Annotated in this window: 19 protein-coding genes and 2 pseudogenes; 5 read left to right on the forward strand and 16 right to left on the reverse strand. The window is 44.5% G+C overall.

Going from position 1 to position 21,031, the window contains the following annotated elements; genetic code table 11:
• Window positions 1–6: 6 nt before the first annotated feature.
• The 3 genes from mdoH to AABA11_RS11270 form a co-directional block, all read right to left on the reverse strand.
• Window positions 7–2,139, reverse strand: coding sequence for a glucans biosynthesis glucosyltransferase MdoH (mdoH, locus tag AABA11_RS11260; RefSeq protein ID WP_338267987.1), 2,133 nt, complete (start codon window positions 2,137–2,139; stop codon window positions 7–9).
• A 23-nt stretch (window positions 2,140–2,162) separates the two neighbouring features.
• On the reverse strand, window positions 2,163–3,734 hold the full coding sequence (locus tag AABA11_RS11265; protein WP_338267989.1) for a glucan biosynthesis protein G: 1,572 nt from the start codon (window positions 3,732–3,734) through the stop codon (window positions 2,163–2,165).
• A gap of 240 nt (window positions 3,735–3,974) precedes the next feature.
• On the reverse strand, window positions 3,975–4,898 hold the full coding sequence (locus AABA11_RS11270) for a LysR family transcriptional regulator (RefSeq protein WP_338267991.1): 924 nt from the start codon (window positions 4,896–4,898) through the stop codon (window positions 3,975–3,977).
• 132 nt (window positions 4,899–5,030) lie between these two features.
• On the opposite strand from AABA11_RS11270, the gene AABA11_RS11275 reads away from it, so the two are divergent.
• The gene (locus tag AABA11_RS11275) at window positions 5,031–6,944 is read left to right on the forward strand and encodes an FAD-binding monooxygenase (protein ID WP_338267993.1); all 1,914 of its coding nucleotides are present in this window, start codon (window positions 5,031–5,033) and stop codon (window positions 6,942–6,944) included.
• Window positions 6,945–7,266: 322 nt separating this feature from the next.
• On the opposite strand, the pseudogene AABA11_RS11280 reads toward AABA11_RS11275, so the two are convergent.
• Both AABA11_RS11280 and AABA11_RS11285 read right to left on the reverse strand, forming a co-directional pair.
• Window positions 7,267–7,713, reverse strand: a pseudogene (locus AABA11_RS11280) (transposase); the annotation flags it as partial.
• A 106-nt stretch (window positions 7,714–7,819) separates the two neighbouring features.
• Window positions 7,820–8,146: a hypothetical protein gene (locus tag AABA11_RS11285; RefSeq protein WP_338267996.1), complete on the reverse strand. Its 327-nt coding sequence runs from the start codon at window positions 8,144–8,146 to the stop codon at window positions 7,820–7,822.
• A 92-nt stretch (window positions 8,147–8,238) separates the two neighbouring features.
• On the opposite strand from AABA11_RS11285, the gene AABA11_RS11290 reads away from it, so the two are divergent.
• The 3 genes from AABA11_RS11290 (at window position 8,239) to AABA11_RS11300 (ending at window position 10,470) form a co-directional block, all read left to right on the forward strand.
• Window positions 8,239–8,586: a helix-turn-helix transcriptional regulator gene (locus AABA11_RS11290; RefSeq protein ID WP_338267998.1), complete on the forward strand. Its 348-nt coding sequence runs from the start codon at window positions 8,239–8,241 to the stop codon at window positions 8,584–8,586.
• A gap of 274 nt (window positions 8,587–8,860) precedes the next feature.
• On the forward strand, window positions 8,861–9,961 hold the full coding sequence (locus AABA11_RS11295; RefSeq protein WP_338268000.1) for a Fic family protein: 1,101 nt from the start codon (window positions 8,861–8,863) through the stop codon (window positions 9,959–9,961).
• A 74-nt stretch (window positions 9,962–10,035) separates the two neighbouring features.
• Window positions 10,036–10,470 (forward strand): antitoxin Xre/MbcA/ParS toxin-binding domain-containing protein, encoded by a 435-nt coding sequence (locus AABA11_RS11300; protein WP_338268002.1) that lies wholly within the window; start codon window positions 10,036–10,038, stop codon window positions 10,468–10,470.
• A 15-nt stretch (window positions 10,471–10,485) separates the two neighbouring features.
• Here AABA11_RS11300 and AABA11_RS11305 read toward each other — a convergent pair whose 3' ends face one another.
• The 6 genes from AABA11_RS11305 to AABA11_RS11330 all read right to left on the reverse strand — a co-directional run bounded on the left by AABA11_RS11305 (window position 10,486) and on the right by AABA11_RS11330 (window position 15,029).
• Window positions 10,486–11,055 (reverse strand): hypothetical protein, encoded by a 570-nt coding sequence (locus tag AABA11_RS11305; RefSeq protein WP_338268004.1) that lies wholly within the window; start codon window positions 11,053–11,055, stop codon window positions 10,486–10,488.
• Window positions 11,056–11,067: 12 nt separating this feature from the next.
• The gene (locus AABA11_RS11310) at window positions 11,068–11,679 is read right to left on the reverse strand and encodes a hypothetical protein (protein WP_338268007.1); all 612 of its coding nucleotides are present in this window, start codon (window positions 11,677–11,679) and stop codon (window positions 11,068–11,070) included.
• Window positions 11,680–12,477: 798 nt separating this feature from the next.
• Window positions 12,478–13,449, reverse strand: coding sequence for an IS5 family transposase (locus AABA11_RS11315; RefSeq protein ID WP_067038543.1), 972 nt, complete (start codon window positions 13,447–13,449; stop codon window positions 12,478–12,480).
• Between the two features lie 39 nt (window positions 13,450–13,488).
• Window positions 13,489–13,749: a nucleotidyl transferase AbiEii/AbiGii toxin family protein gene (locus AABA11_RS11320; protein WP_479481449.1), complete on the reverse strand. Its 261-nt coding sequence runs from the start codon at window positions 13,747–13,749 to the stop codon at window positions 13,489–13,491.
• Between the two features lie 23 nt (window positions 13,750–13,772).
• Window positions 13,773–14,609, reverse strand: a complete 837-nt coding sequence (locus tag AABA11_RS11325; protein ID WP_338268010.1) for a type IV toxin-antitoxin system AbiEi family antitoxin domain-containing protein — start codon at window positions 14,607–14,609, stop codon at window positions 13,773–13,775.
• Window positions 14,610–14,828: 219 nt separating this feature from the next.
• The gene (locus AABA11_RS11330) at window positions 14,829–15,029 is read right to left on the reverse strand and encodes a hypothetical protein (protein ID WP_420915696.1); all 201 of its coding nucleotides are present in this window, start codon (window positions 15,027–15,029) and stop codon (window positions 14,829–14,831) included.
• 113 nt (window positions 15,030–15,142) lie between these two features.
• Between AABA11_RS11330 and AABA11_RS11335 the strand changes: the two genes are divergently transcribed.
• Window positions 15,143–15,385 (forward strand): hypothetical protein, encoded by a 243-nt coding sequence (locus AABA11_RS11335; RefSeq protein ID WP_338268015.1) that lies wholly within the window; start codon window positions 15,143–15,145, stop codon window positions 15,383–15,385.
• A gap of 73 nt (window positions 15,386–15,458) precedes the next feature.
• On the opposite strand, the gene AABA11_RS16695 is transcribed toward AABA11_RS11335, so the two are convergent.
• The 5 genes and pseudogenes from AABA11_RS16695 to AABA11_RS11355 all read right to left on the reverse strand — a co-directional run bounded on the left by AABA11_RS16695 (window position 15,459) and on the right by AABA11_RS11355 (window position 21,026).
• Window positions 15,459–15,635 carry a zinc ribbon-containing protein gene (locus tag AABA11_RS16695; RefSeq protein ID WP_420915715.1) on the reverse strand — a complete coding sequence of 59 codons (177 nt, stop codon included), beginning with the start codon at window positions 15,633–15,635 and terminating at the stop codon, window positions 15,459–15,461.
• Window positions 15,636–15,700: 65 nt separating this feature from the next.
• Window positions 15,701–17,929 (reverse strand): annotated as a pseudogene (locus AABA11_RS11340) (AAA family ATPase).
• Between the two features lie 9 nt (window positions 17,930–17,938).
• Window positions 17,939–19,156, reverse strand: a complete 1,218-nt coding sequence (locus AABA11_RS11345) for a restriction endonuclease subunit S (protein ID WP_338268017.1) — start codon at window positions 19,154–19,156, stop codon at window positions 17,939–17,941.
• Window positions 19,153–19,392 carry a hypothetical protein gene (locus tag AABA11_RS11350; protein WP_338268019.1) on the reverse strand — a complete coding sequence of 80 codons (240 nt, stop codon included), beginning with the start codon at window positions 19,390–19,392 and terminating at the stop codon, window positions 19,153–19,155. The genes AABA11_RS11345 and AABA11_RS11350 overlap by 4 nt, the downstream gene beginning before the upstream one ends.
• Window positions 19,389–21,026, reverse strand: coding sequence for a type I restriction-modification system subunit M (locus AABA11_RS11355; protein ID WP_338268021.1), 1,638 nt, complete (start codon window positions 21,024–21,026; stop codon window positions 19,389–19,391). Before AABA11_RS11355 ends, AABA11_RS11350 begins: the two co-directional genes overlap by 4 nt.
• Between the last annotated feature and the right edge of the window lie 5 nt (window positions 21,027–21,031).

A 21,031-nucleotide genomic window follows, 5' to 3' on the forward strand; every position in this document is an offset into this window, starting at 1 on the left:
TATTTTCTACGCCAACGCCTCTCTTTCAGCCAGCGCACCGACCCGCTTTTGGTCTGGTAAATACTTCGCCATTGCTGCCATCAGTTCTCGATGTTGCAGGATGGCAAGACACTCTTTTTCATTTAGATGGTCTAGCAAACTTTGAATATTGTTGCTGTTAAGGATTTGCCATTCAGCGCATATCCAAGCACGGCAAAATTCTTTGTTAGGTTCATCGGTTGGCATTTGTGCTAGGTGCCAATAAAACAGTTCAGGATCAGACGATAAGCGCTTTAAAGAAGATGCCGCGCGATCAAAATCAAGCTCAGTTTGGTCATTATCATAACGACTTTGCATGGCAATAATTGGATGTGGGCGTTTTTCTTCTGGCGCGCGCATCAATCCTAGATAGTGAATAACATTGCCTCGTTTTGCGCCGCCGCTTAGCCAAGATAATGGAATGGACAAGATCAAACCAAAGCTGATCGGTAACGACCAATAGAAAAGCTCTTTACTTAAAAACAGTGCTCCTCCCGCTAAACCCAGCCCTAGTAACGTATGGCTACAATGAGCACGAGCGGCGACTTTCCATGACGTGGCACCGTCGTCACGGGATTGCGGCTTCCAGCCACTGTCTCGACCTTTGAAAACATCGTATACCACCTGAAACTGAGACAGCATCAAAATCGGAGCGTACAAAGCCGACAAAATCGTTTCGGCCAAGGTGCTCAACGTCAGTAAAATCGGCCCACCAAATTGCATACAGCGACGCACGTTCAACACGGCCGACAACCAACCGTAAGCTTTAGGGGCTAACACCAACGCCATAGACAGGATGAACAAAGAGCGCGCTTTCTCGAAATCAAATACCGGCCAAGTAGGAAACAAAGAAGGATTAGCAAAATACTCAGGACGAACAAAATAGGCCTGAACTGCCAACGCAAAACCTACGACAATCAGCATCAGCCAAAACACAGCGCTTAAATAAGACATGATGCCAGACAGCAAATGCAATCGAGTCGCAATATGAAAACCCTTAGCAAACACAAAGGCTTTGTGCTGCAAATTTCCCTGACACCAACGACGATCGCGCACAATCACATCCACCAGCGACGGCGGCGCTTCTTCATAGGACGCGGTGAGGTCGGTATCAAAGCGAACGCCCCAACCTGCACGACGCAAAAGTGCGGCTTCCATAAAATCGTGGCTCATAACATGACCACCGAAAGGCGCTTTACCTTCCAAAATAGGCAAACCACACGCATCAGCAAAAGCTTTCGTGCGAATAATGGCGTTGTGCCCCCAAAAATTAGACGAATAACCATGCCACGCCGCCAGACCCGACGCATAAATTGGCCCAAAACAATGATTAGCAAACTGCTGAATTCGGCTATATAAAGTATTCGCGCGAATGATGGTCGGCAACGTTTGAATCAGACCTAACCCCGGCTCTGCCGCCATGCGACGAGTCAGTGAAATCAAACATTCTGCGCCCATCAAACTGTCGGCATCCAATACGATCATGCATTCATAATCGTCTCCGTACCCCGTCACCCATTCCGCAATGTTACCGGCTTTGCGTTCCGCATTATGGTAGCGACGACGATAATAAATAGGACAGGCCGCCGCATCGTCATTCAGCAGCGGATAAAACGCTTGTTCTTCGGCAACCCACGCATCGGCTCGGTTGGTATCACTCAAAATGAAGAATGCAAATTTACCTGGAGCCTGTTTCATCAGGTCTTCGTGCATGGCCTGAATATTGGATCGAATTCGCAACGGATCTTCATTATAAACCGGCAATAAAATGGCCGTCACACCCTCTACATCTTGTTCATGGCGTCGACGCGAAAACGGCCACAATTGAAAAACCACACCCAATGTCGCTTGTGAAAAAGCAAATGAAATCCACGTAAAGTTAATGCAAAACAACACCAAAAACGCCCACTGTAAACCAGCGATCGCGTTGGTATTCAACACATCGTACATTTCCGTTGCGCCGTACCAAGACAAAGCCAAAGTGCTCGCCAAAACAAACAAACGCGCCAAAAACGTCGTGACATTAAAGTGCTGCACTCTGAGCTTACGCGCCTGAGAAGCCTCATTCACATCGTGTCGAGGCATGTCTAACGGCGCGCGGATAGGTAAAGCGGGTTTCATTGTGTAATCCTTTATTAGCATGACTATTCCTTCATCCAGCGATACAACCAAGTAGGTGCAACCGCCGTATCGCCTTGTTTTAACTGTATTCTCAATTCAGACAAATCGGCGTCTTGAGGATCAAAAGACACGTATACGCGAACGCCATTGTTATGTGGATTTTTTACAATAAGGGCTTCTAAAATACGCCCTTTGCTGATGCTTGCGTCTACGGTCAAGGTATCCACATTAACATCTGGCATCTTATTAAAATCGATCACGACTTCTGGGCTTGTTTTGAACAGTTTCACCCCTTTGGCGCTGCGCACAATTCGAGGGGAATCCAATGACACCGGCGTGTCATTGGACCAAGTCATTAAATATTGATAGGTGTAAGTTTGGTCTTTTTTTAAGCCTTCAGCGGGCTGCCAATAGGCAACAATGTTGTCATTGGTTTCGGCTGTAGAAGGAATTTCCACCAATTCAACATGCCCTGCCCCCCAGTCATTCATCGGTTTAATCCATGCGGAGGGCCGCGTATGGTAATTGGCTTCCAAATCTTGGTAGTCTTCAAATCGACGATGTCGTTGAATCAAACCAAAACCTTTGGGTGAGACATCACTAAAAGCACTGACTTGCAGTGTTTTTGGATTATTTAGCGGACGCCACACCATTTCGTCTCGTCCAGTTAATATCTGTAGTCCATCCGAATCGTGAACCGCAGGGCGATAATCTGGCACCTCAGACACATCCAAAGACGTGTTGTGCATGAACATAGACGTTAATGGCGCAATACCAACATGCTTCAAATCCACTCTAGGAAACAGCGTTGCCTTCACATCCACTCGTGTCGGTTTCCCCGGATAAATGCCAAAACGATAAGCACCAGTAATGCTTTTACTGTCTAATAAGGCATGCACCACAATGGCATCTTGGCTTGACGCTGGTCGTTCAATCCAAAATTGTTTGAACATAGGAAACTCTTCACCCTTTGGCTGTGCCACATCGACGGCGAGGCCGCGAGCCGATAACCCATAAGACTGCCCCTTTGAAACGGCACGAAAGTAACTCGCCCCTTGAAAGACAATAAACTCATCATTTATGTCCGCTTTATTGATCGGATAATGCAGTCGCAATCCAGCGTATTTGCCTACTTTGGCAATCAGTTCACCTATTTCATTATTCGGTGTAGAAAACGAATCGGATGACACACTGAGCGGCACCGCTCGGCCATTTTCAACGACATCAATCGACACCAAATCTTGGTACAAAAAACCTGGCGCAAACAACTGCACAGAAAATTTAGTGGGTGTATTGCCCCAAACCGCTTGGTTTTGTTGAAAATTGATTTGTCGATACATGGAATAATCCATGTTTCTTAATGTTTGCGGGGCTTTTTCAGCGGGCGTCATAGGAGATTTAGCCAACTCTTTTGCCAAATCAATCACTGTTTGGTGAGAAAAAGCATAGCCGTTCGGTATAGCCGCGGAGGTGGCTTCATTCGCGATCTGGAGTTGGGGTTGATCCAGAACGGGCGAAATATCGACTTCCGTTTCCATGTCATTGGCTTGCACGTAGCCGATCGTGCTCAATAACAATGAGGTTAAAAAAGGCAATTTGATAAATCCAAACGCAGTGGAACGACATTGAGGGAAAGAAATCAAACAAAGCTCTCTTGTTTTTTACAATGGGAACAACTAATAAGGAAACAACCACATACAAAAACCAAGGGTGGCCGCTATTTGGTGAGTATCATATCGTCAAAGACACCTTAGATTAAGGCAGTAAAGTTGGAGGAAATCATAAGAATTAAGGAGAAAAAGTGGTAAGCGTTACTCTGTATCGTATCACCAATATCATAAGGGCAGTTCGAACCTGGGTATAGACGCTTCTAAATTTTTCATAAAATCCTGAAGCAAAACTTGCACTTTCATTCCATCAGGACGCTCCAAATTATCGACTCGAGACCAAAGCGCGATGTCTCGCCTTGGCCCTAGCGGCCCTTCTACTTGAATCATCTGATCTGGCTGAATGTCGCCCGTCATCAACGCCAACCGAGCAGGCAATCGAACCAACATATCCGTCGTGTTTAACAAGTGCAAAACCGAACGAATGCTGCCCGTAAATGCCATGCTGGCGGCTTTTAGGCCAATCAGTTCACTTGGTCGATCCAAAAAACCCGCGTTTGCGCCAGCCACCAGCCAATTTTGTTGTTCTAGCACGGCTTGAGAGATCACCTTTTTCGCCCCTCTCAATGGTGATTTTTTGCCCACAAACACCCCAGACCGATCTTTAAAAAGGAGCTGCCTTTCTAGAGCACCTTGTTTCACCGACAAATGTGCAGGCGCTAATAAAAAATCTAATTCACCCTTCTGCAATAACTCAATCTGCGCTGCGGCAGAACCCGTGCGAAAATGAAACACATAGCGCGTCTCTCGCATAAAAAATGCCGTCATTTGCTCAACGGTGGCAAATTCCCACAATGGGTCGATTCCAATCACAAATTCATTCTGATAACCGCTATGGAACTGACGAATGATCTCTTCACCCTGCTCGGTTTCAGCCAAAATTCGCTCGCCAATTTGCGCCAACCTCACCCCAATATCCGTGGGCTGAACGCCATAGCGTGTTCGCACCAACACAGGTGCGCCCACCTTCATTTCTAACTGCTGAATGCTGCGCGTCAGTGTCGGCTGCGTGATATAGAGCTGTTCACAGGCGCGACTCAACGATCCCTGCTTTACCACGATGGCCAATTGCTTTAATAGGTTAGGATTCATCTATGCATTTTCTATTAGTCTTGATCAAAAAATCTATTATTCCTGATATCTAAAAAGCATTAAAGTAGATTTAACACAAGACAGCAAGTCTTTTCCCAATCGAACACACTAACAATAATAAGAGGATTCACCATGCAATTTTACCAAGACGGTTTTCATCCAGGCGACCCTAGAATCAGCCACCCAGCCGATCGCGTTATCGCGCCACCGCTGAAGCAGCCGTTGCCAAAACAGGTTGACGTCATGATCGTTGGTTGCGGTCCAGCAGGGCTAAACCTCGCGGCGCAATTATCAAAATTTGCGTCCATCTCGACCAGCATTGTGGAACAAAAAGACGACCGACTTTTAGTTGGTCAAGCCGATGGTATCGCGTGCCGAACCATGGAAATGTTTGAAGCCTACGATTTCGCCGATCACATTAAACAAGAAGCCTATTGGGTTAACGAAACGGCTTTTTGGAAGCCCGATGCAGAGCAACCAGAACAAATCGCCCGCAGCAGCAAGATACAAGATGTCGAAGATGACTTGTCAGAAATGCCCCACGTTATCATCAACCAAGCGCGCGTTCACGATGCTTTTTTAGAGGTTATGCGTCACGGCAGCCGCAAAATTGAGCCACATTATTCCCGCCAGTTACTCGACCTGACGGTCAATCACGACGACGCCGATTATCCCGTTACCCTGACTTTTGAACGCCTAGATTCACAACACCTTGGCGTTATTGAAACGGTAAAAGCCAAATACGTTGTGGGTTGCGATGGTGCTCGTAGCACAGTTCGTAAGTCGATTGGTCGAGAGCTAGTCGGTGACTCTATTAACCAAGCATGGGGCGTCATGGATGTATTAGCGACAACGGATTTTCCAGACATTCGTCTCAAGTCAGCCATCCATTCCAGTAACGAAGGCAACATGCTCATCATTCCCCGCGAAGGCGGCTACATGGTGCGTTTGTATATTGAATTAGACAAGTTGAAAAACAATGAGCGCCTCAGTAAACAAAACATTACGACGGATTATCTGATTGCCGCGGCTAATCGCATTTTGCATCCCTATACCATCGATGTGAAAGAAATTGCATGGTGGAGTGTGTATGAAATTGGACAGCGGCTTACTACGGCATTTGATGATTCTGACGAGACCCATTTGCCACATGTATTTCTTGCGGGCGATGCTTGCCACACCCACAGCCCAAAAGCCGGACAAGGCCTCAATACATCCGTCAATGACACATGGAATTTGGGCTGGAAACTGGCTCACGTATTGACTGGTAGAGCCAACACAGAGCTGCTTAAATCTTACTCGTTCGAGCGACAAACCGTGGCTCAGCAACTGATTGATTTTGATCGCGAGTTTTCAAAAATGTTCAGCGCCAAACCAAAATCTGCCACGAATCCAGAGGGGGTCGACCCTGCCGAATTTCAGAAATATTTTGTTCAATTCGGCCGCTTTACGGCCGGTACCGCCATCCACTATCCGCCGTCAGATTTAGTATCGACTGGACAGTATCAGGGTTTGGCGACCGGACAAACTATTGGCATGCGTTTTCATTCTGCCAAAGTGACGCGCCTGGCTGACGCCAAGCCAGTTCACTTGGGACACAGCTTGAAAGCCGATGGCCGCTGGCACCTTATCGCCTTTGCAGGACAACAAGACGCGATGGGAGACCAGTGCCGAATAAACGCCTTATGTGATTTTTTGCAGAATGACACAACATCCCCCATAGCGCGTGTGACACCAAAAGAGGCCGACATTGATGCCATCATCAACGTCCAAGCCGTCTTCCCTGCACCTCACCGGGAAATGGACATGGCGAATATCCATCCGCTGTTACAACCAGCAAAAGGCCCATACGGACTAAAGGATTACGAAAAAGTCTACAGCGCTGTCTGTGAAGGAAAATCGTTTTATGACCAACGGGGCATCGATAAAGCAAACGGCTGCATTATCCTCGTCCGACCAGACCAATATGTTGCAGATATTCTGCCGTTGGACGATTACACAGGGATAAAAGACTTCTTTGAAAAAGTCTTAACGACACAAGGCTAAGGCACCAGGCACATTGAGAAAAATAATAACCGAGCGCTACATCACGAATAGCGCTCGTTTTTTTGTGTAGACAGCAAATACCTTATTTATTTAAACATGATTTTTGTCATTTGGATCAAACGCGTTTACCAGACCAACTTTGCTATTTAATTTGTGTAATAAACGAATCAAGGTATCTAGGGAACGTGCGATTAAGTCAGATTATTAGCACTAAGTCGCAGCTGGCCTAATTCGCTCTTTAATTTACTTAAAACCTCGGTTTTTAGTGTGTCTATTCCCTAGTTGGAGGCTTAAAAGCTCCAACTACCATCATCAAGACGGATTAACCCCGTGCAGACCTTATCATCTGATCCACTCGCAGTATGTTTCCCAGTGCAAACAACACCGCGAGCTTATTGTCATTTTTTGATAGACCTTTATAGACCACTTTGCGGAAGCCAAACTGGCACTTCAGTATCCGAAACGGGTGCTCTACTTTTGCTCGGATACTCGCCTTTAAGTATTCCGTTCGGATCAGCTGCTTGTTGAGGCGGGGGTGCTTTTTCCAAGCACGTATCTTGCTGGGCATCTCAGCTACTAACCAATCGACATTCTTATCTTTTGTTTCTGTGCGCTTTTCTACGCCACGGTAGCCAGAGTCCGCCGATACAAATGACTCATTGCCATGAAGAAGTTCCGTCAACTGGTTTAAATCGTGATCATTGGCAGGCGTCGTGGTGAAGCTGTGAACTAACCCACGCTTTGCATCAACACCGATGTGAGCTTTCAGTCGGGTAAGGACAGTGTGTTACCACACCATCCTCCCCTAAGAACCGTACTTGAGAGTCACCCCTCATACGGCTCAAGCCTCTCAACAGCCTTGATATGACCGAGCTTCACGATGGGGAAATCGATCGATGGCGGCGCTCCAAATAAGCGTTCCATGTCGGATTGTAGGGATTCACTGCACTACGTATTTTAATGTGCCTTACGATCAGAACGGTCGATGCTGAAAACAGCCGCAACCGTTGGCTTATGCCATTAATCCGATCATCAGACGCAAACACCCAGTGTCTTGCCCCTTCAACATGGAAGTATTTTTTCTTTACCCATTTCGCACCTTTCATGGCGTGCCTACGCACAGCCCATCGCCACAGAATTCGCCAAATAGGTAGGCTATTTGAATTATCAACGGCTATCTCTATGCCACTTACACGAATCATTAAGCCCGAAGAAAGAAACTCTTAAGTTGCCTTAAATAAAAATAGCAACTAATATGTTTCTATCTATTCAAAAGCAACTTATAAGTTTCCTTATGAAAAACCTACTACAGCAAATCAAACATCGCCGTTTAGCACTGAAACTCAAGCAGAATGACATGCTAATGCGTATTGGTATTTCTAGGCAGCAATACCAACGGCTTGAAGCAAAAGGCAACCCAAGACTCGATACGCTTGAACTGATTGCCAAGGGTCTCAATAGCGACGTCATGCTGATCCCAAAAGAAAAGCTGAATGCTGTTTTAGCGGTTCTTGAAAGCGATGGCGACAACACATCTTTACCGCACAAACAGCCTGATCATTCTGATGAACAAAAAAAACTATCGGATGATCCATGGAAAGGATTACTAGAAGATGGGGACGAAGATGACAACGGAAATTAGTGTTCTTAAGTTGACGTTACATGGCCATCTAGTGGGGTATTTGGCAGGGGCAAAAAATGGACGTAATGTCCACAATTCATAAAATAATTTGCTCGAGACCACCACTCTATTTACGCTCAATTTTTCCTTATAGCGACTTCCATTTACTCACTCTTCACAACGCCTATGATGTGATTACCGACATCATTCAGATTAAATTTTGATTTGATTAACCACACTATTCACATTAAAGTGTGAGTAGATTAATCATGTTATTCAAATTATAGGGTGTGTTATGTGGATATGGCAGCAAGAAAATTGGCCTAACTTTACATGGGATAAAAGCGTTATAGAGCCCATGTTAAGAGAAGCGCGCCTTAACCAAGGGGTTCTATTGGGTAAAATGGCCAGCCAATCCCATGATAAAAAGCAAAGTATGCTGGATACACTTTTGGCCAACATCGTGAACTCAAGCGCCATTGAAGGTGAAAAACTGAATGCCTTTTCAGTACGCTCCTCACTAGCTAACAAACTCGGTTTAACAGAAGAAAACACGTATCCTACTACTGAGCAAACCGATGGGATCGCTGAGATAATGATCGATGCCATTGAGAACCTTGATTCAACATTAAGTCTAAAGAGAATTCTAAATTGGCATGAAAAACTATTTCCTAAAGGCTATGCCATGCTCAGCCCTATCATGGGTGGCCAATTACGAGGAAGTGAACCCATGCAGGTGGTTTCTGGCCGTATTGATCGACCTACCGTTCACTTTGAAGCCCCTCCTCGAGAAGTGCTTGATACAGAATTAGAGCATTTTATCCGATGGTTTAATGACTCAAAAAAAGACGCTTCACTAGATCCATTACTAAGAGCCGCCATCACTCATATTTGGTTTATCACTATACACCCACTAGATGATGGAAACGGTCGTATAACTCGATTGCTTACAGACCTAGCATTAGCTCAAGCTGAGAGCCAATCGGTTCGATTTTACGCAATGTCAGTGAGCATATTGGCAAAGCGTAAAAGCTACTATGAAATACTTGAACAGACGCAAAAAGGAAGCGTAAACATCACAGCATGGTTAGAGTGGTTTCTGAGTACGCTAAACGAAACCTTTAATGACGTGCTAAGAGAAATAGATCAGACCATTTTGAAATCAAACTACTGGCGAAAAATCGACCAAACAAAGCTAACGTCGGAGCACGTCAAAGTCTTGAATCGTATGCTCGATGGAGATTTTGAACAAGGTATTAACACGACTCAATACCATAGAGTGACCAAAGTAAGTAAGCCGACAGCAACGCGCCATTTAGCGACTTTAGTTGAACAAGGTTGTTTGGTTCGATCTGAATCTGGCGGACGCAGTACTCGGTATTTGCTCGCTCAGTAAAAACTGAGTCTATGACTGTCTGTTCTACGACTTCCTAAAATTAGCAAAAAAGAAATATGATTTTGGAGTTCACAATGAAAACGCTAGAATCGCAATCACAACTTGACCTCATCAACAGTCTATTTCCGGGCTTAGACATCATGTCTTCAACAGATTATCTATCTATTGTTCGTTCCGGTGTTAGTGGAGAAAAGTTGCAAGCTATCGTTAAGTTGACAGGTGAAAAAGAGCTGATTGCTCACGCAATCGGAAAAAGCACCTCAAGTATAAGCAGAAGCTATCGTATCAAGTGGCTTTCTCCTGCTGTTACTGACAGCCTAATTGATACATTACTTGTATATATTCAAGTGGTAAATATCTATGGATCAGTAGATTTGGCAAGAGAATGGATTCATTCCCCTATTCCTGCATTAGGTGGAGAAGAACCGGCGGACATGCTTAATACTCACACTGGACGCGAGATGGTACGTCATACCTTACGAAAAATAGATCTAGGGGAGTACGTTTAACTGTAGTGGTTTCCATCAGAAAACATCTTCATCTTTTGCGAAAGTCGTTGGTCTTTTCGAATCTTCTATCGCTTTACGTTTTTGAAGAATATCTGAAAGATACCATTGGCGATTCATATCATGAAAATCACTCATTTGCTTGTTCATCACATACAATATGCCGCCTCGATGTGTTTCAAAAGCCTGAGAACCGTCTTTTAAACGTAACTTTTCAGGAAACATCCGAACAGTATAGGCTACGTTCTGCATGCCAAACTCATTACCAATAACGTTAAAGTCATCACCTGACAACAAATACTGAACTTTATTTTCATAACATAAAGCAACATCATCAAATCGCTGTTCCTTCAATGCCGCTGCGGTTTGCAGAAACACACGAAACACATCCGCTTGGCTCGACAGATCACCTACACCTTCAATACAAAATTGTAGTACATTAGCATCACTTGATAGCTGTACTTCTACCCCTGTATTTCTTTGATCACTGCTAATCACCTTATCAGCAACATCACTTAAATCAGTAGCAAGTATGCCACTGCAATAAAAACCAGATAAAATAAATAAACTTAACATATACCGTTTCATACAACCTCCTTCTTAAAATGCACTGCTATCAGATTTAGCGTCTTGAGCCTCAATCGCTTCTTTTGCATTGTAAAAAGCGGGACTTTCGTAGGTTATTTTGACATTGCCTTGTCCTCGACGACTTCCCTCAATAGAAACTTGAATACTTCCACCACCCACGCTAAAAGATGCCATATAACCGCCACACCCAGAATATTCTAAGCATTGATAAAACTCGTCTGCATCATCGTATAGCTTCATCCCAGTATGCTCGAATTCACTGGATGGATTACCGTATTTTTTAACAAGAATACTTTTTACCGAGGAGTACAGCGCTTTACCTTCACTACCATAAACATCGTCCGTAATAGGCTTTGACTCCACAATCGCTTTCACCAACTTGTCTTTGTATGACAAAGCAAAATACGAATTTCCTTGTGACCAAGGTTTGGGCGTAGAAACCGACGTAGCATACTCAAAATCCTCAAGAGGCTTTGGCGCAGAAAAACCCACAGCTTGCAGCTCAGCATGGCTCATCCCCCACTCCAAACCAAAAGGCGACGGGAACTTCTCAGCGGCAAAAATAGGACAGGAAAAAGACAACACAACAGCAGGCGCCATAAGGCGAAAAGACAATTTTTTCACAACAAGATCCTCAATAGGTTAATAATGTATTAACCTATTGCAGAAGCCATGCCATTATTTTTTAACAACAAAATCAAACACTTAAATAAAATTCAAGATTAATAACCATAATATTTATTACATCAAAATAAAAATTATTATTACCCACCTTGCTATAGGCCATCTTTATGAAGGTGGTGATACAACCCCGCTAGACTTCAGTAAAACATTTATTAAATAAAAAACGCCAAAATTACGCCAAGCAACTCGTTTAAGCTGGCGCAATTCCAGAAATTGCGCCACAATTGCGCCAACCCTAACTTATAATTACGCCAAAACACTATGTCATCTACCAACAAACAAAAAGCTTCTGCGACAAATTTGAAGCATGCTGTATAGATTGTCTAAACTAGATGTGTGAGGGATTGCTCAGAACCGATCTCTACCCACCCACCTTGTTATAGGCGATTTGTATAAAGGCTTTTACTGGCTCAAAGTTCGCTTCTGAGGCAAGAGTAAACTCCACATCGCCCGTACCGTAATGGCCTATTGGGGTTGTATATTAACCGTCCAATATATCTTTGAGCTTTTCTAACGCCTGCTTATGTTTGTCATCTGGCATTTTTGCCAGATTAATCTGTTTCCACTTAATGGCCGGAAGATTATTTACCCCTTTTAGGTTTAGGAACATACGAACAAGTAAGACAATTTTTAGCTGACATTCAGCTTGTGACAGTATTTCCTCAGAAGCGACATTTAATCACCACTTAACCCACTTGTAAGGTACTTCAAGCACCTTACAACCGTTATTTGGACGGATTAACCCCGTGCAGAACGTATCATCTGATCTACTCGTAACAAATTTCCAAGTGCAAACAGCACGGCGAGTTTGTTGTCATTTTTAGACAGGCCTTTGTAGACGACTTTGCGGAACCCAAACTGGCATTTCAGTATTCTAAACGGGTGCTCGACTTTCGCTCGGATACTCGCCTTTAAGTATTCCGTTCGGATCAGCTGCTTGTTGAGGCGGGGGTGCTTTTTCCAAGCACGTATCTTGCTGGGCATCTCAGCTACTAACCAATCGACATTCTTATCTTTTGTTTCTGTGCGCTTTTCTACGCCACGGTAGCCAGAGTCCGCCGATACAAATGACTCATTGCCATGAAGAAGTTCCGTCAACTGGTTTAAATCGTGATCATTGGCAGGCGTCGTGGTGAAGCTGTGAACTAACCCACGCTTTGCATCAACACCGATGTGAGCTTTCATGCCAAAGAACCATTGTTTTCCCTTTTGCGTTTGGTGCATTTCGGGATCGCGTGCATTAGATTTATTTTTGGTGGAACTTGCTGCCTCAATAATCGTCGCATCAACGATTGTCCCTTCTTTAAAGTAGGTGCCAGAATCAGACAGCCATTTGTTTACTTCTTTGAAGAGTTTACGACCCAGCTTATGCTTCTCAAGCAGGTGACGGAAATTCATGATGGTCGTGTGGTCTGGGATCGCACCTTCTAATGATAGGCCAGCAAACAGCCGCATAGAGGTGATCTCGTAAAGGGCATCTTCCATCGCTGGATCACTCATGTTGTACCAGTTCTGCATAAAGTGAATGCGCAGCATGGTAGCGAGAGGGTATGGACGCCGACCATTGCCAGCTTTTGGGTAAAACGGCTCAATCTGAGCTTCGAGCTGTAGCCATGGAATCAGCTCATTCATCCGACCAAGGAAGAGCTCTTTGCGAGTCTTGCGGCGTTTGCTGGTAAATTCGGTATCGGCGAAGGAAAGCTGATTCATGTCATTCGGTCTTGAGGTAATGGTCAGATCGGCATTGTCTCATATTGGGGACTTAATCGCAGTTTCCTTTAATAATGTCCAATCCGGCTCACGGTTTTTCATGGGCAAATAGACCAGATCAATATCAACCGATAAACGCGGAAGTTCCCGAACAAACAAGTTAATAGCTGTTCCACCTTTAAGCGCGAAACATTCCTGCTTAGCAACAAAGGGTAAGACCTGTATCAACAACTGCACTTGCTTGTAATAAACGCTATTTCTATTCATTGCCTCAATTCCTTTGACAAGAGCTTCCTTCAATCAGCACTTCCTTTAACAAGAGCTTATCCTTTGCTTGTTGTTACCATATGCGATGGCACTGTGATTAAAAACTCTGTATCCAATTTGCCGCTTTTAGCCACCACACGTTTACCTGAGCCTAAGTCATAGTCCTTGACGTTCAGCTTGCGAAGCCAAGGATAGGCTTGGCGTGAAGCCAGCCAAAAAAACAATCGTTTGGCTTTGACGCTTTTACAAGCTTTTAAAAGTGTATCAAGCTTTCTGGGGGATAAATTCACCAACCCCTGCATTAATTCGTCAGCATGTTCAAAACTCACGGCATCAGGCAAGTCGACCAATAATTCCAATAATGCTTTTTCGGGGCATGAAAAATACACAGGCGGAAGTTCAACAGCCCATTCATGCAGCTTAATAAACGCTGTGTCTTTTAACAGCCATTCAGGCCATAACGTTTTAGTGCTATGTCCCTCACAGTCAACGGGAAGTGACAAACGCCCTAACCATCTTGGCAATGTATCTTGTGCATACAAATGAATATGCGGTCTATTACCTAAGGACAGATACTGTGACAGTCCCGACAATGACAATGCCGACAATCCACCCACAATGATCGAAGGCAGACTATCCGCTTTGTTCACGTCCATACGCTGCATAGAAGCAACTACCCCTTCCCAGCTCACAGAACGAGAATACTGACTGTACACCCCTTTCGCCAACGGCAACAAAGTGTCTGTTTTAACCGCATTATCGATGGCATGAACGCTCAACCCTTGCTCCGCCAACCACTTTTTGGTGGCTAACATGCCATAAGGCAGAAGCGCTTTAAGCGCCTGCTTATGTGCTTTTTTTACACTATTGTTTTGTATAGCTGTGCTATTCACCAAGCGCACTTACCTTGTCATGTTTTTTGAATTTGAAACCTACTAACCCATCACAATAGTTTAAAATATAGAATATTTACGGCGATATTCGCCGTAATTTTATAAAATAATAAACTACCACAATCAAAATGGTTTACCAATACTATTTTATTCGGCGCTAAACGCCGTAAAAATGACCCGATATAAACCTGCAAGATGCTACAATGCAATGCACACCGTTTAACCACCCACCTTGTTATAGGCCATTTGTATAAAGGCTTTTACTGGCTCAAAGTCCACCTCTGAGGCAAGAGTAAACTCCACATCGCCCGTACCGTAATGGCCTATTGATGTGACATCACGATAATGGCCTGTATCCGCAGGTATATGAGAGGGTTTCAGCTTCAAGAATAGTTTGATGTTACGCCCTTTGACTTCCATGCAGACGATATTTTGCGAGATTTTGTAAGCGACATACTTTTTTCTTTGTTTTAATTCGCACCCAAAGCCCATAAACTTCTCACGTCTTTAAACAAACAACACATGAGAATGAAATGCACATTTGCCCTACTGTTTCAGATAGTGAAGCCTATTTTGAAGCATTCGATGATGAATTTTTTTTAACACTTTCTAAAGTCGCTACTCAGGAAGACTTAGAAAACAACCACTATCTTGAACACGAAGAGCAAATTATTGAACAAGTATCCATCCCTGTAACATTCTGCCCTTATTGTGGCGAGAGGCTTACCAAATTATCAGTGGACATAGCAAAGTATCAGCACCGCAAATTTGCTTGATAGCTTAAACCGATACCCTGGCTAACTTAAAATTAACGCCTCACACTATCCAGCGCGAAGCGTTGCAGACTATTTATGGCTTGTAGTCTGTTTTATGGCATCTTGGACATGGTGGCAATCTATCGCTAGTGTCGTCAAGCCTGACTGTTTCGCCGCAGCTTGTGCAAGTATAAGTACCAGTGCCTGGTTTTTCGCCTGTAGTAGACATAACTCTCTCCTTGCACATCGCCTTTAGCGAACAGCACTCGATGTTGGGGGCATCGAGATATCAAAACCATCAAATTCCGTTACTGACCCCGTAGACAATTCAATATATCAATCTAGCTCTTCGCACTCAGCGATAATTCCTGTCATCATGTTGTAATGACCAACTTGATCAGCTTTTTCAAACACACTGCGAAAGACACGAAGATATGCTTCATTTGTCTGCTCACCATGATTGATATATAGGTCATCATGAATTGAGTGAGAGCCGTCATTGACCCAAGAAAATAGGGACTGACAAATGAGCTTATCCCGACCGTCGAACTTGGCACAAATTTCATCATTATCTATGCCACCCCACATTTTGAAATAATTTTCTAAGATTCGTCTTAAAGCATTTTGCAATCCAACACTTGAAACATTCTTCTCTCGTATGTCTGACCAAAGCAGTTCATAAGCAGAACGTATAGGGTTCTTTTCGCAACGGTGAACACTTGAACTATCGGCAGATTTTTTTACAATCCAAAACGATTCATCTGCCATAGCATCGCCATTATTGCGTTTTTTGTGAAAGCTAATCTCTTTGTGAAAATATACATTATGAGTCAGTATAAACATCTGCTTGATCTGAGAATTCCGGCCTCTAGCCTCTTCCATCACACCTTTAATAAGGCTGCTTACGATATGAAGAATGTCGCTGTCTAGCGATGATATGGGGTCATCAAACACAACGACCCGGTTTGCTGTAATACCTGAAGGTGATTGAGCGCCCTTAATTAGGTAGTAGAAGTACAAAAACGTGATAAAGGTTTTCTCGCCCTCACTCAGTGAACGACTTGCATCGTCACCGTTTGCACGATTGATTCGATAGTGTCGGCCTCCATTCGCCTCGCCAATTGAAAAAGAAGTGAAACCAAACTTCAGTAACAAATCATTGATAGCTGTAATCGTTGGCTGAATGGATGTTGTTTGTTTTTCAAGTTCCTTTACTTGATCCCGCAAACCATTAAGAAGCGCACTCTTCTCTCGCAAACTTTGCGCCATAGCTCCAATCGCTCTATCAAGACGATCCTTGCTCTGTAGATACTGTTGTAAATCATCCGACAGTTCATTCAATACATAGCGCCAGACTTGCCCAATCAGAGAATGCTTTTCAATATCAATATTCGCTACCATCTGGTTATGCTCATTAGTTGCTTCGTTGGCCTCGGCCAACAAGGATTGCAACTGAATAACAAATGGCTCGATCGACTCCAACTCAACTTTCCTGCTAGGCTCATCAATCTTTTTGCTCAATATGGCCTGATTACTCTTCAACCTTTCTGCAAGGCTTTGAGCTTCTGCGTTAAACAGATCTTGCTTCAAAAAAGGGTTACGAGTTTCTACACAGCGCTGAAATGTAGCTAATAACGTTTCGCATGCACTACCGTAGCTTACTTGTAGCTGCCTTAGCGCTTGGATGTCGTTGTCATATGCTTCGCTAAAAAACGCTGTGAGATCATCTGCAAATTGTTTGTCCGTTGACTGTTGGCAGAAAGGGCAGATTTCAGGTTCTTGCTCATGATACTGACGCCCCTGCTTGACCCAGTCGCTATTTCCAAGGCGATTGACCAGTGCCGCAATATCCACATCCGGATTACCGACAATCACTTTTTGCAGTAACGAATTTCCTTCCGCGACTACAAGATCATTGGCGGAAAGCGCCTGAATCGGCTCGACTCGTTCAAGGTCATTTGCGAAAACAGTTTTAGCTTTTTCTTTTAATTCTTCTAGAGACAGAAGCTCCGCCGTATTGGATATCTGTTCTGACAATACCTTATCTTTGAATCGCTCTTTGTTACCACGAACACTCGCTGCGGCGAAGGCTTCTTTGAAATAGGTGTCATGGAGCTCCTTTTGCTTCCAACACTTATCCCTTAATAGAGGCTCTAAACCTGAAAGCTCTTGTCGCTTGCCAGATTGACCATCATCCCCATCTAATTGAACATTAAGGCTTGATATTTGACCATTTACCTAATCTATATCTGGACGTAAACGAGCAATTTCGCGCTCAGCTTCTACCTGATTCTCGCCTAAAGTAAAAACGCCTTGAAGAGGGCCATCCTGATTAAAGTTGCGATCAACAAAATCTCGGTTGTACACCATGCGTTCAAGCGCTCCACCTCCTTGCCACACTAGCTGACAGTGATCGTATCCTTGGTCACCAGCAATCACACGGCTGATCGTCGTTTTGCCTGTCCCATTCGCGCCGAAGATATAATTTATCCGACGCAGATCACTGAGCCTTGTTGGATTCAGATAAGTCGCTACCGGCGGATTGATTTGGATTTCGTTGATCATGCTCTGTCCTTAGAGTTTACCTGTAAAGGCTTTTTGGCTTAAACCATTAAAAATATCGACTGTGTTTTCTTCACTTACTTTCAGCTTAATGCTTGTAACCGCCAGCTTGTTGACAATATCTGTAAATTTCCTTTGTAACTTCATCGGAGGCACAAGAATCCTTACCTGTTCAAGATTCTTCTGACTTATCCCTTTTATTGTTGCTCCAGTAACAAATTTTCGAATAAAGTGATCTTTTACAAGAGAGTCTGACAGATATTGAAAAAGATAACGGATATCAACTTGGCTTTTATCGGGAGTAATACGAATCATCGAAGATTCAAAAATCAACGGTTCATCAGAATTAGGGATCAAGCTAGGTTTCGCTGCACCCTCATAATTTAGAGAGCGTCGCGATATCATTAGATCTTCGTAAGTCAGCCCATATTTAGCAATATCAGTATCGCTAGCCAAAACCCTTTTAAGACTTCCCCTTTGGATTACATCGTAAAAAGCATCTGCCATATGAACCATTTCTACTCCTTCGTCAGAGTATTCCTCTTTGGGAAAGTAAGCACCGTTCTGAAACTTACCAATAACTAACGATAGAAGAGCTTTTTCCTCCCACCCCTTCGGATTAATAACCGGATCACCAAACATATCCAAAAACACAGAACGCAGAAATTCGTCGGCGAGTTTTATGGCTTGTTGGCGTTTGCGGCGGATGGCGTCGGCTTTGTCGAGGATGGCGGCGATGCGTTTTTGTTCTTCTAGTGGGGGAAGTGGGATTTCTAAAGCCTCAAAGTTACTCTTATTGATAATCGCAACTGTTGTAGATGGTGCTAAGGACACCATCAAAGATTTAAGGCGATTTAAAGCGTAATAGCCGTATTTAGGAAATACTTTACCTTCATCAAAAATAACAGAGTTAATCTGCTGGTTAGTGCCGACTTCACATCCTGCTATAGCGGTTTTACCTAACGAACCAATACAACAAACTAGCACTGAATTTTTGGGGACTAACTTAATCGCTTTAGCCCCTTTTTCGGTTATCGTTTGTGAGGATGAGTAGACGTATGGCTCTTTACCAAGCTCTACTGGAGTAACGAATGGGATGTTGCCACCAAAATTATCAGCTTCTTTCTTAGAAGGGGTTTTACCTGTAACAACGGTAGAAACACTCTTTATAGAAACCATCGGCCATTTCTGCCCTTGTTTCTTCAATTCCGCTTGCATCAATTCACTCATTGTTCGCTCTCCCCTTGGTTCAGTTCCCGCGCGAGTTCTCGTTCTATTTGTTCGATGCTGGGGAGTTTGTCTTGCCGAGTCGTTGGGAGGGCTTGTTCTATTACGTATTCAGTAACGGAGCGTATGCGGGCAAATTGTCCAACAGCCTGTTGGACAATCATGCCAGACGATTGAGTAGGATAATGAATTTGAATTGCGCAGCAAGCTGTTGCGCAATGGTTAATTTGACGAATCACAGCATCCCCTCCAGTTCTTTTAGGTCTGCCATGATGTCGTTTTCAAGCGCCATGAGTTTGCCAAGGATGACTTTCGGGTCTTCGTATTCTTCTTCTTCGTAGACCACGTCTTTGTAGCGGTTGATGGAGAGGTCGTATTTGTTGCTGGTGATGTCGGCCGCGTCGACGACGAAGGCTTTTTGAGTCTTGTCCTGAAAATATGCTCCTGCATTTTCTGGATTAGCGCATCCCTGCGCGTCATCACCAAACTGCGAAAAGTCGAAGTTGCTTTCAACCAGCTTACGGTAGGCTTTCCATTTGGCGATGGCGTCTGGCAGGTCGTTGCTGCCTTCGCCTTTTAATGGGGCGCGTTTATCATCTAGGGAATAGCCGTCGGCTTGTAAGTCGTAGAACCAAACCCGCTCGGTGGTGCCGCCTTTGGTAAACAATAGGATCGCGGTGCTGACGCCGGCGTAGGGTTTGAATACGCCGCTGGGTAAGCTGATGATGCCTTCGAGTTGGTTGTTTTCAATCAGTTCTTGGCGTAGCTGTTGGTGCGCTTTGGAGGAGCCAAATAACACGCCATCGGGTACGATCACCGCGGCGCGGCCACCGAGTTTTAGGGAACGCAAGATGTGCGCGACGAACAGCAGCTCGGTCTTTTTGGTTTTGACCATGCTGAGCAGTTCGGGGTTGGTGTTGGTTTCGTCTAGGCTGCCTTTGAACGGCGGGTTGGCAAGAATGACATCAAAGTAGTTTTCTTCCTGTTTGGGAAAGTGTTCCCGTATGGATTTGTTTAGGGTGTCTTGGTAGACGATGTTGGAGCCATTCACACTGTGTAGCATCATGTTCATGCTGGACACGCGCAGCATGGTGGTGTCGAAGTCAAAGCCCCAGAACATGTCGTCACTGATGTGCTCGCGGTAATTTTCCAATAAATCGCCTGGGTAGTGTTGGTTGCCCTCTTCGTCGGTCCAGATATTTTCTGGGCTGGTGTGCTGGCGATTGAGATATTCCATGGTGCGCGCTAAAAATCCGGCGGTGCCACATGACGGATCACAAATGGTATCCCAGGGTTGCGGATCGATGATTTCGATCATAGCGTCGATGATGTGGCGCGGGGTACGAAACTGGCCATTAATGCCCGCTGTGGTGAGCTTGCTCAGTAGGTATTCGTAAATGTCGCCTTTTACGTCGCTTTGGTTAAGCGGTAAGGAATCGACCATTTCCAATGCGGCCACCAGCACGGATTCGTTTTTGATTTCTAGATCGGCGTCTTCCATGTAATCACTGATGTGGCCCATGGCTTTGACTGGGGTGTTCTCTTCGGCTTGGTCTATGTCGGCCACGTCGCCCAGTTTGGAAAAGTACGGGTAGACTTCGTTTTTCAGGTGTTTGTGCAGCTCTTTGCCGGATAAGTTTTTGAAGTTTTTCCAACGCAGTAATTGACCTTCCTTGGTATCCGGAAAAAGACGGACAAAGGCTTTGCCAGTGCGGTTGGCTTTGCGTTCTTCCGCTTCTTCTTGCATATCGAGCATACGGGCAAACATGAGGTAGCTGATCTGTTCGATCACGGTCAAGGGGTTGGTAATGCCCCCTGTCCAGAATTTTTCCCATAGTTTGTCGATGTCGTTACGAATTGGTCCAGTTAACATAAGGT

The organism is Marinomonas pontica (assembly GCF_036322735.1).
Taxonomy (GTDB): domain Bacteria; phylum Pseudomonadota; class Gammaproteobacteria; order Pseudomonadales; family Marinomonadaceae; genus Marinomonas; species Marinomonas pontica.

Coding starts and splice junctions, on each gene's coding strand:
- mdoH (WP_338267987.1), bottom strand. CDS start 2,139: ATGAAACCCGCTTTACCTATCCGCGCGCCGTTAGACATGCCTCGACAC.
- AABA11_RS11270 (WP_338267991.1), bottom strand. CDS start 4,898: ATGAATCCTAACCTATTAAAGCAATTGGCCATCGTGGTAAAGCAGGGA.
- AABA11_RS11275 (WP_338267993.1), top strand. CDS start 5,031: ATGCAATTTTACCAAGACGGTTTTCATCCAGGCGACCCTAGAATCAGC.
- AABA11_RS11285 (WP_338267996.1), bottom strand. CDS start 8,146: ATGATTCGTGTAAGTGGCATAGAGATAGCCGTTGATAATTCAAATAGC.
- AABA11_RS11290 (WP_338267998.1), top strand. CDS start 8,239: ATGAAAAACCTACTACAGCAAATCAAACATCGCCGTTTAGCACTGAAA.
- AABA11_RS11295 (WP_338268000.1), top strand. CDS start 8,861: ATGTGGATATGGCAGCAAGAAAATTGGCCTAACTTTACATGGGATAAA.
- AABA11_RS11300 (WP_338268002.1), top strand. CDS start 10,036: ATGAAAACGCTAGAATCGCAATCACAACTTGACCTCATCAACAGTCTA.
- AABA11_RS11305 (WP_338268004.1), bottom strand. CDS start 11,055: ATGAAACGGTATATGTTAAGTTTATTTATTTTATCTGGTTTTTATTGC.
- AABA11_RS11315 (WP_067038543.1), bottom strand. CDS start 13,449: ATGAATCAGCTTTCCTTCGCCGATACCGAATTTACCAGCAAACGCCGC.
- AABA11_RS11330 (WP_420915696.1), bottom strand. CDS start 15,029: ATGGAAGTCAAAGGGCGTAACATCAAACTATTCTTGAAGCTGAAACCC.
- AABA11_RS11335 (WP_338268015.1), top strand. CDS start 15,143: ATGCACATTTGCCCTACTGTTTCAGATAGTGAAGCCTATTTTGAAGCA.
- AABA11_RS11345 (WP_338268017.1), bottom strand. CDS start 19,156: ATGAGTGAATTGATGCAAGCGGAATTGAAGAAACAAGGGCAGAAATGG.
- AABA11_RS11355 (WP_338268021.1), bottom strand. CDS start 21,026: ATGTTAACTGGACCAATTCGTAACGACATCGACAAACTATGGGAAAAA.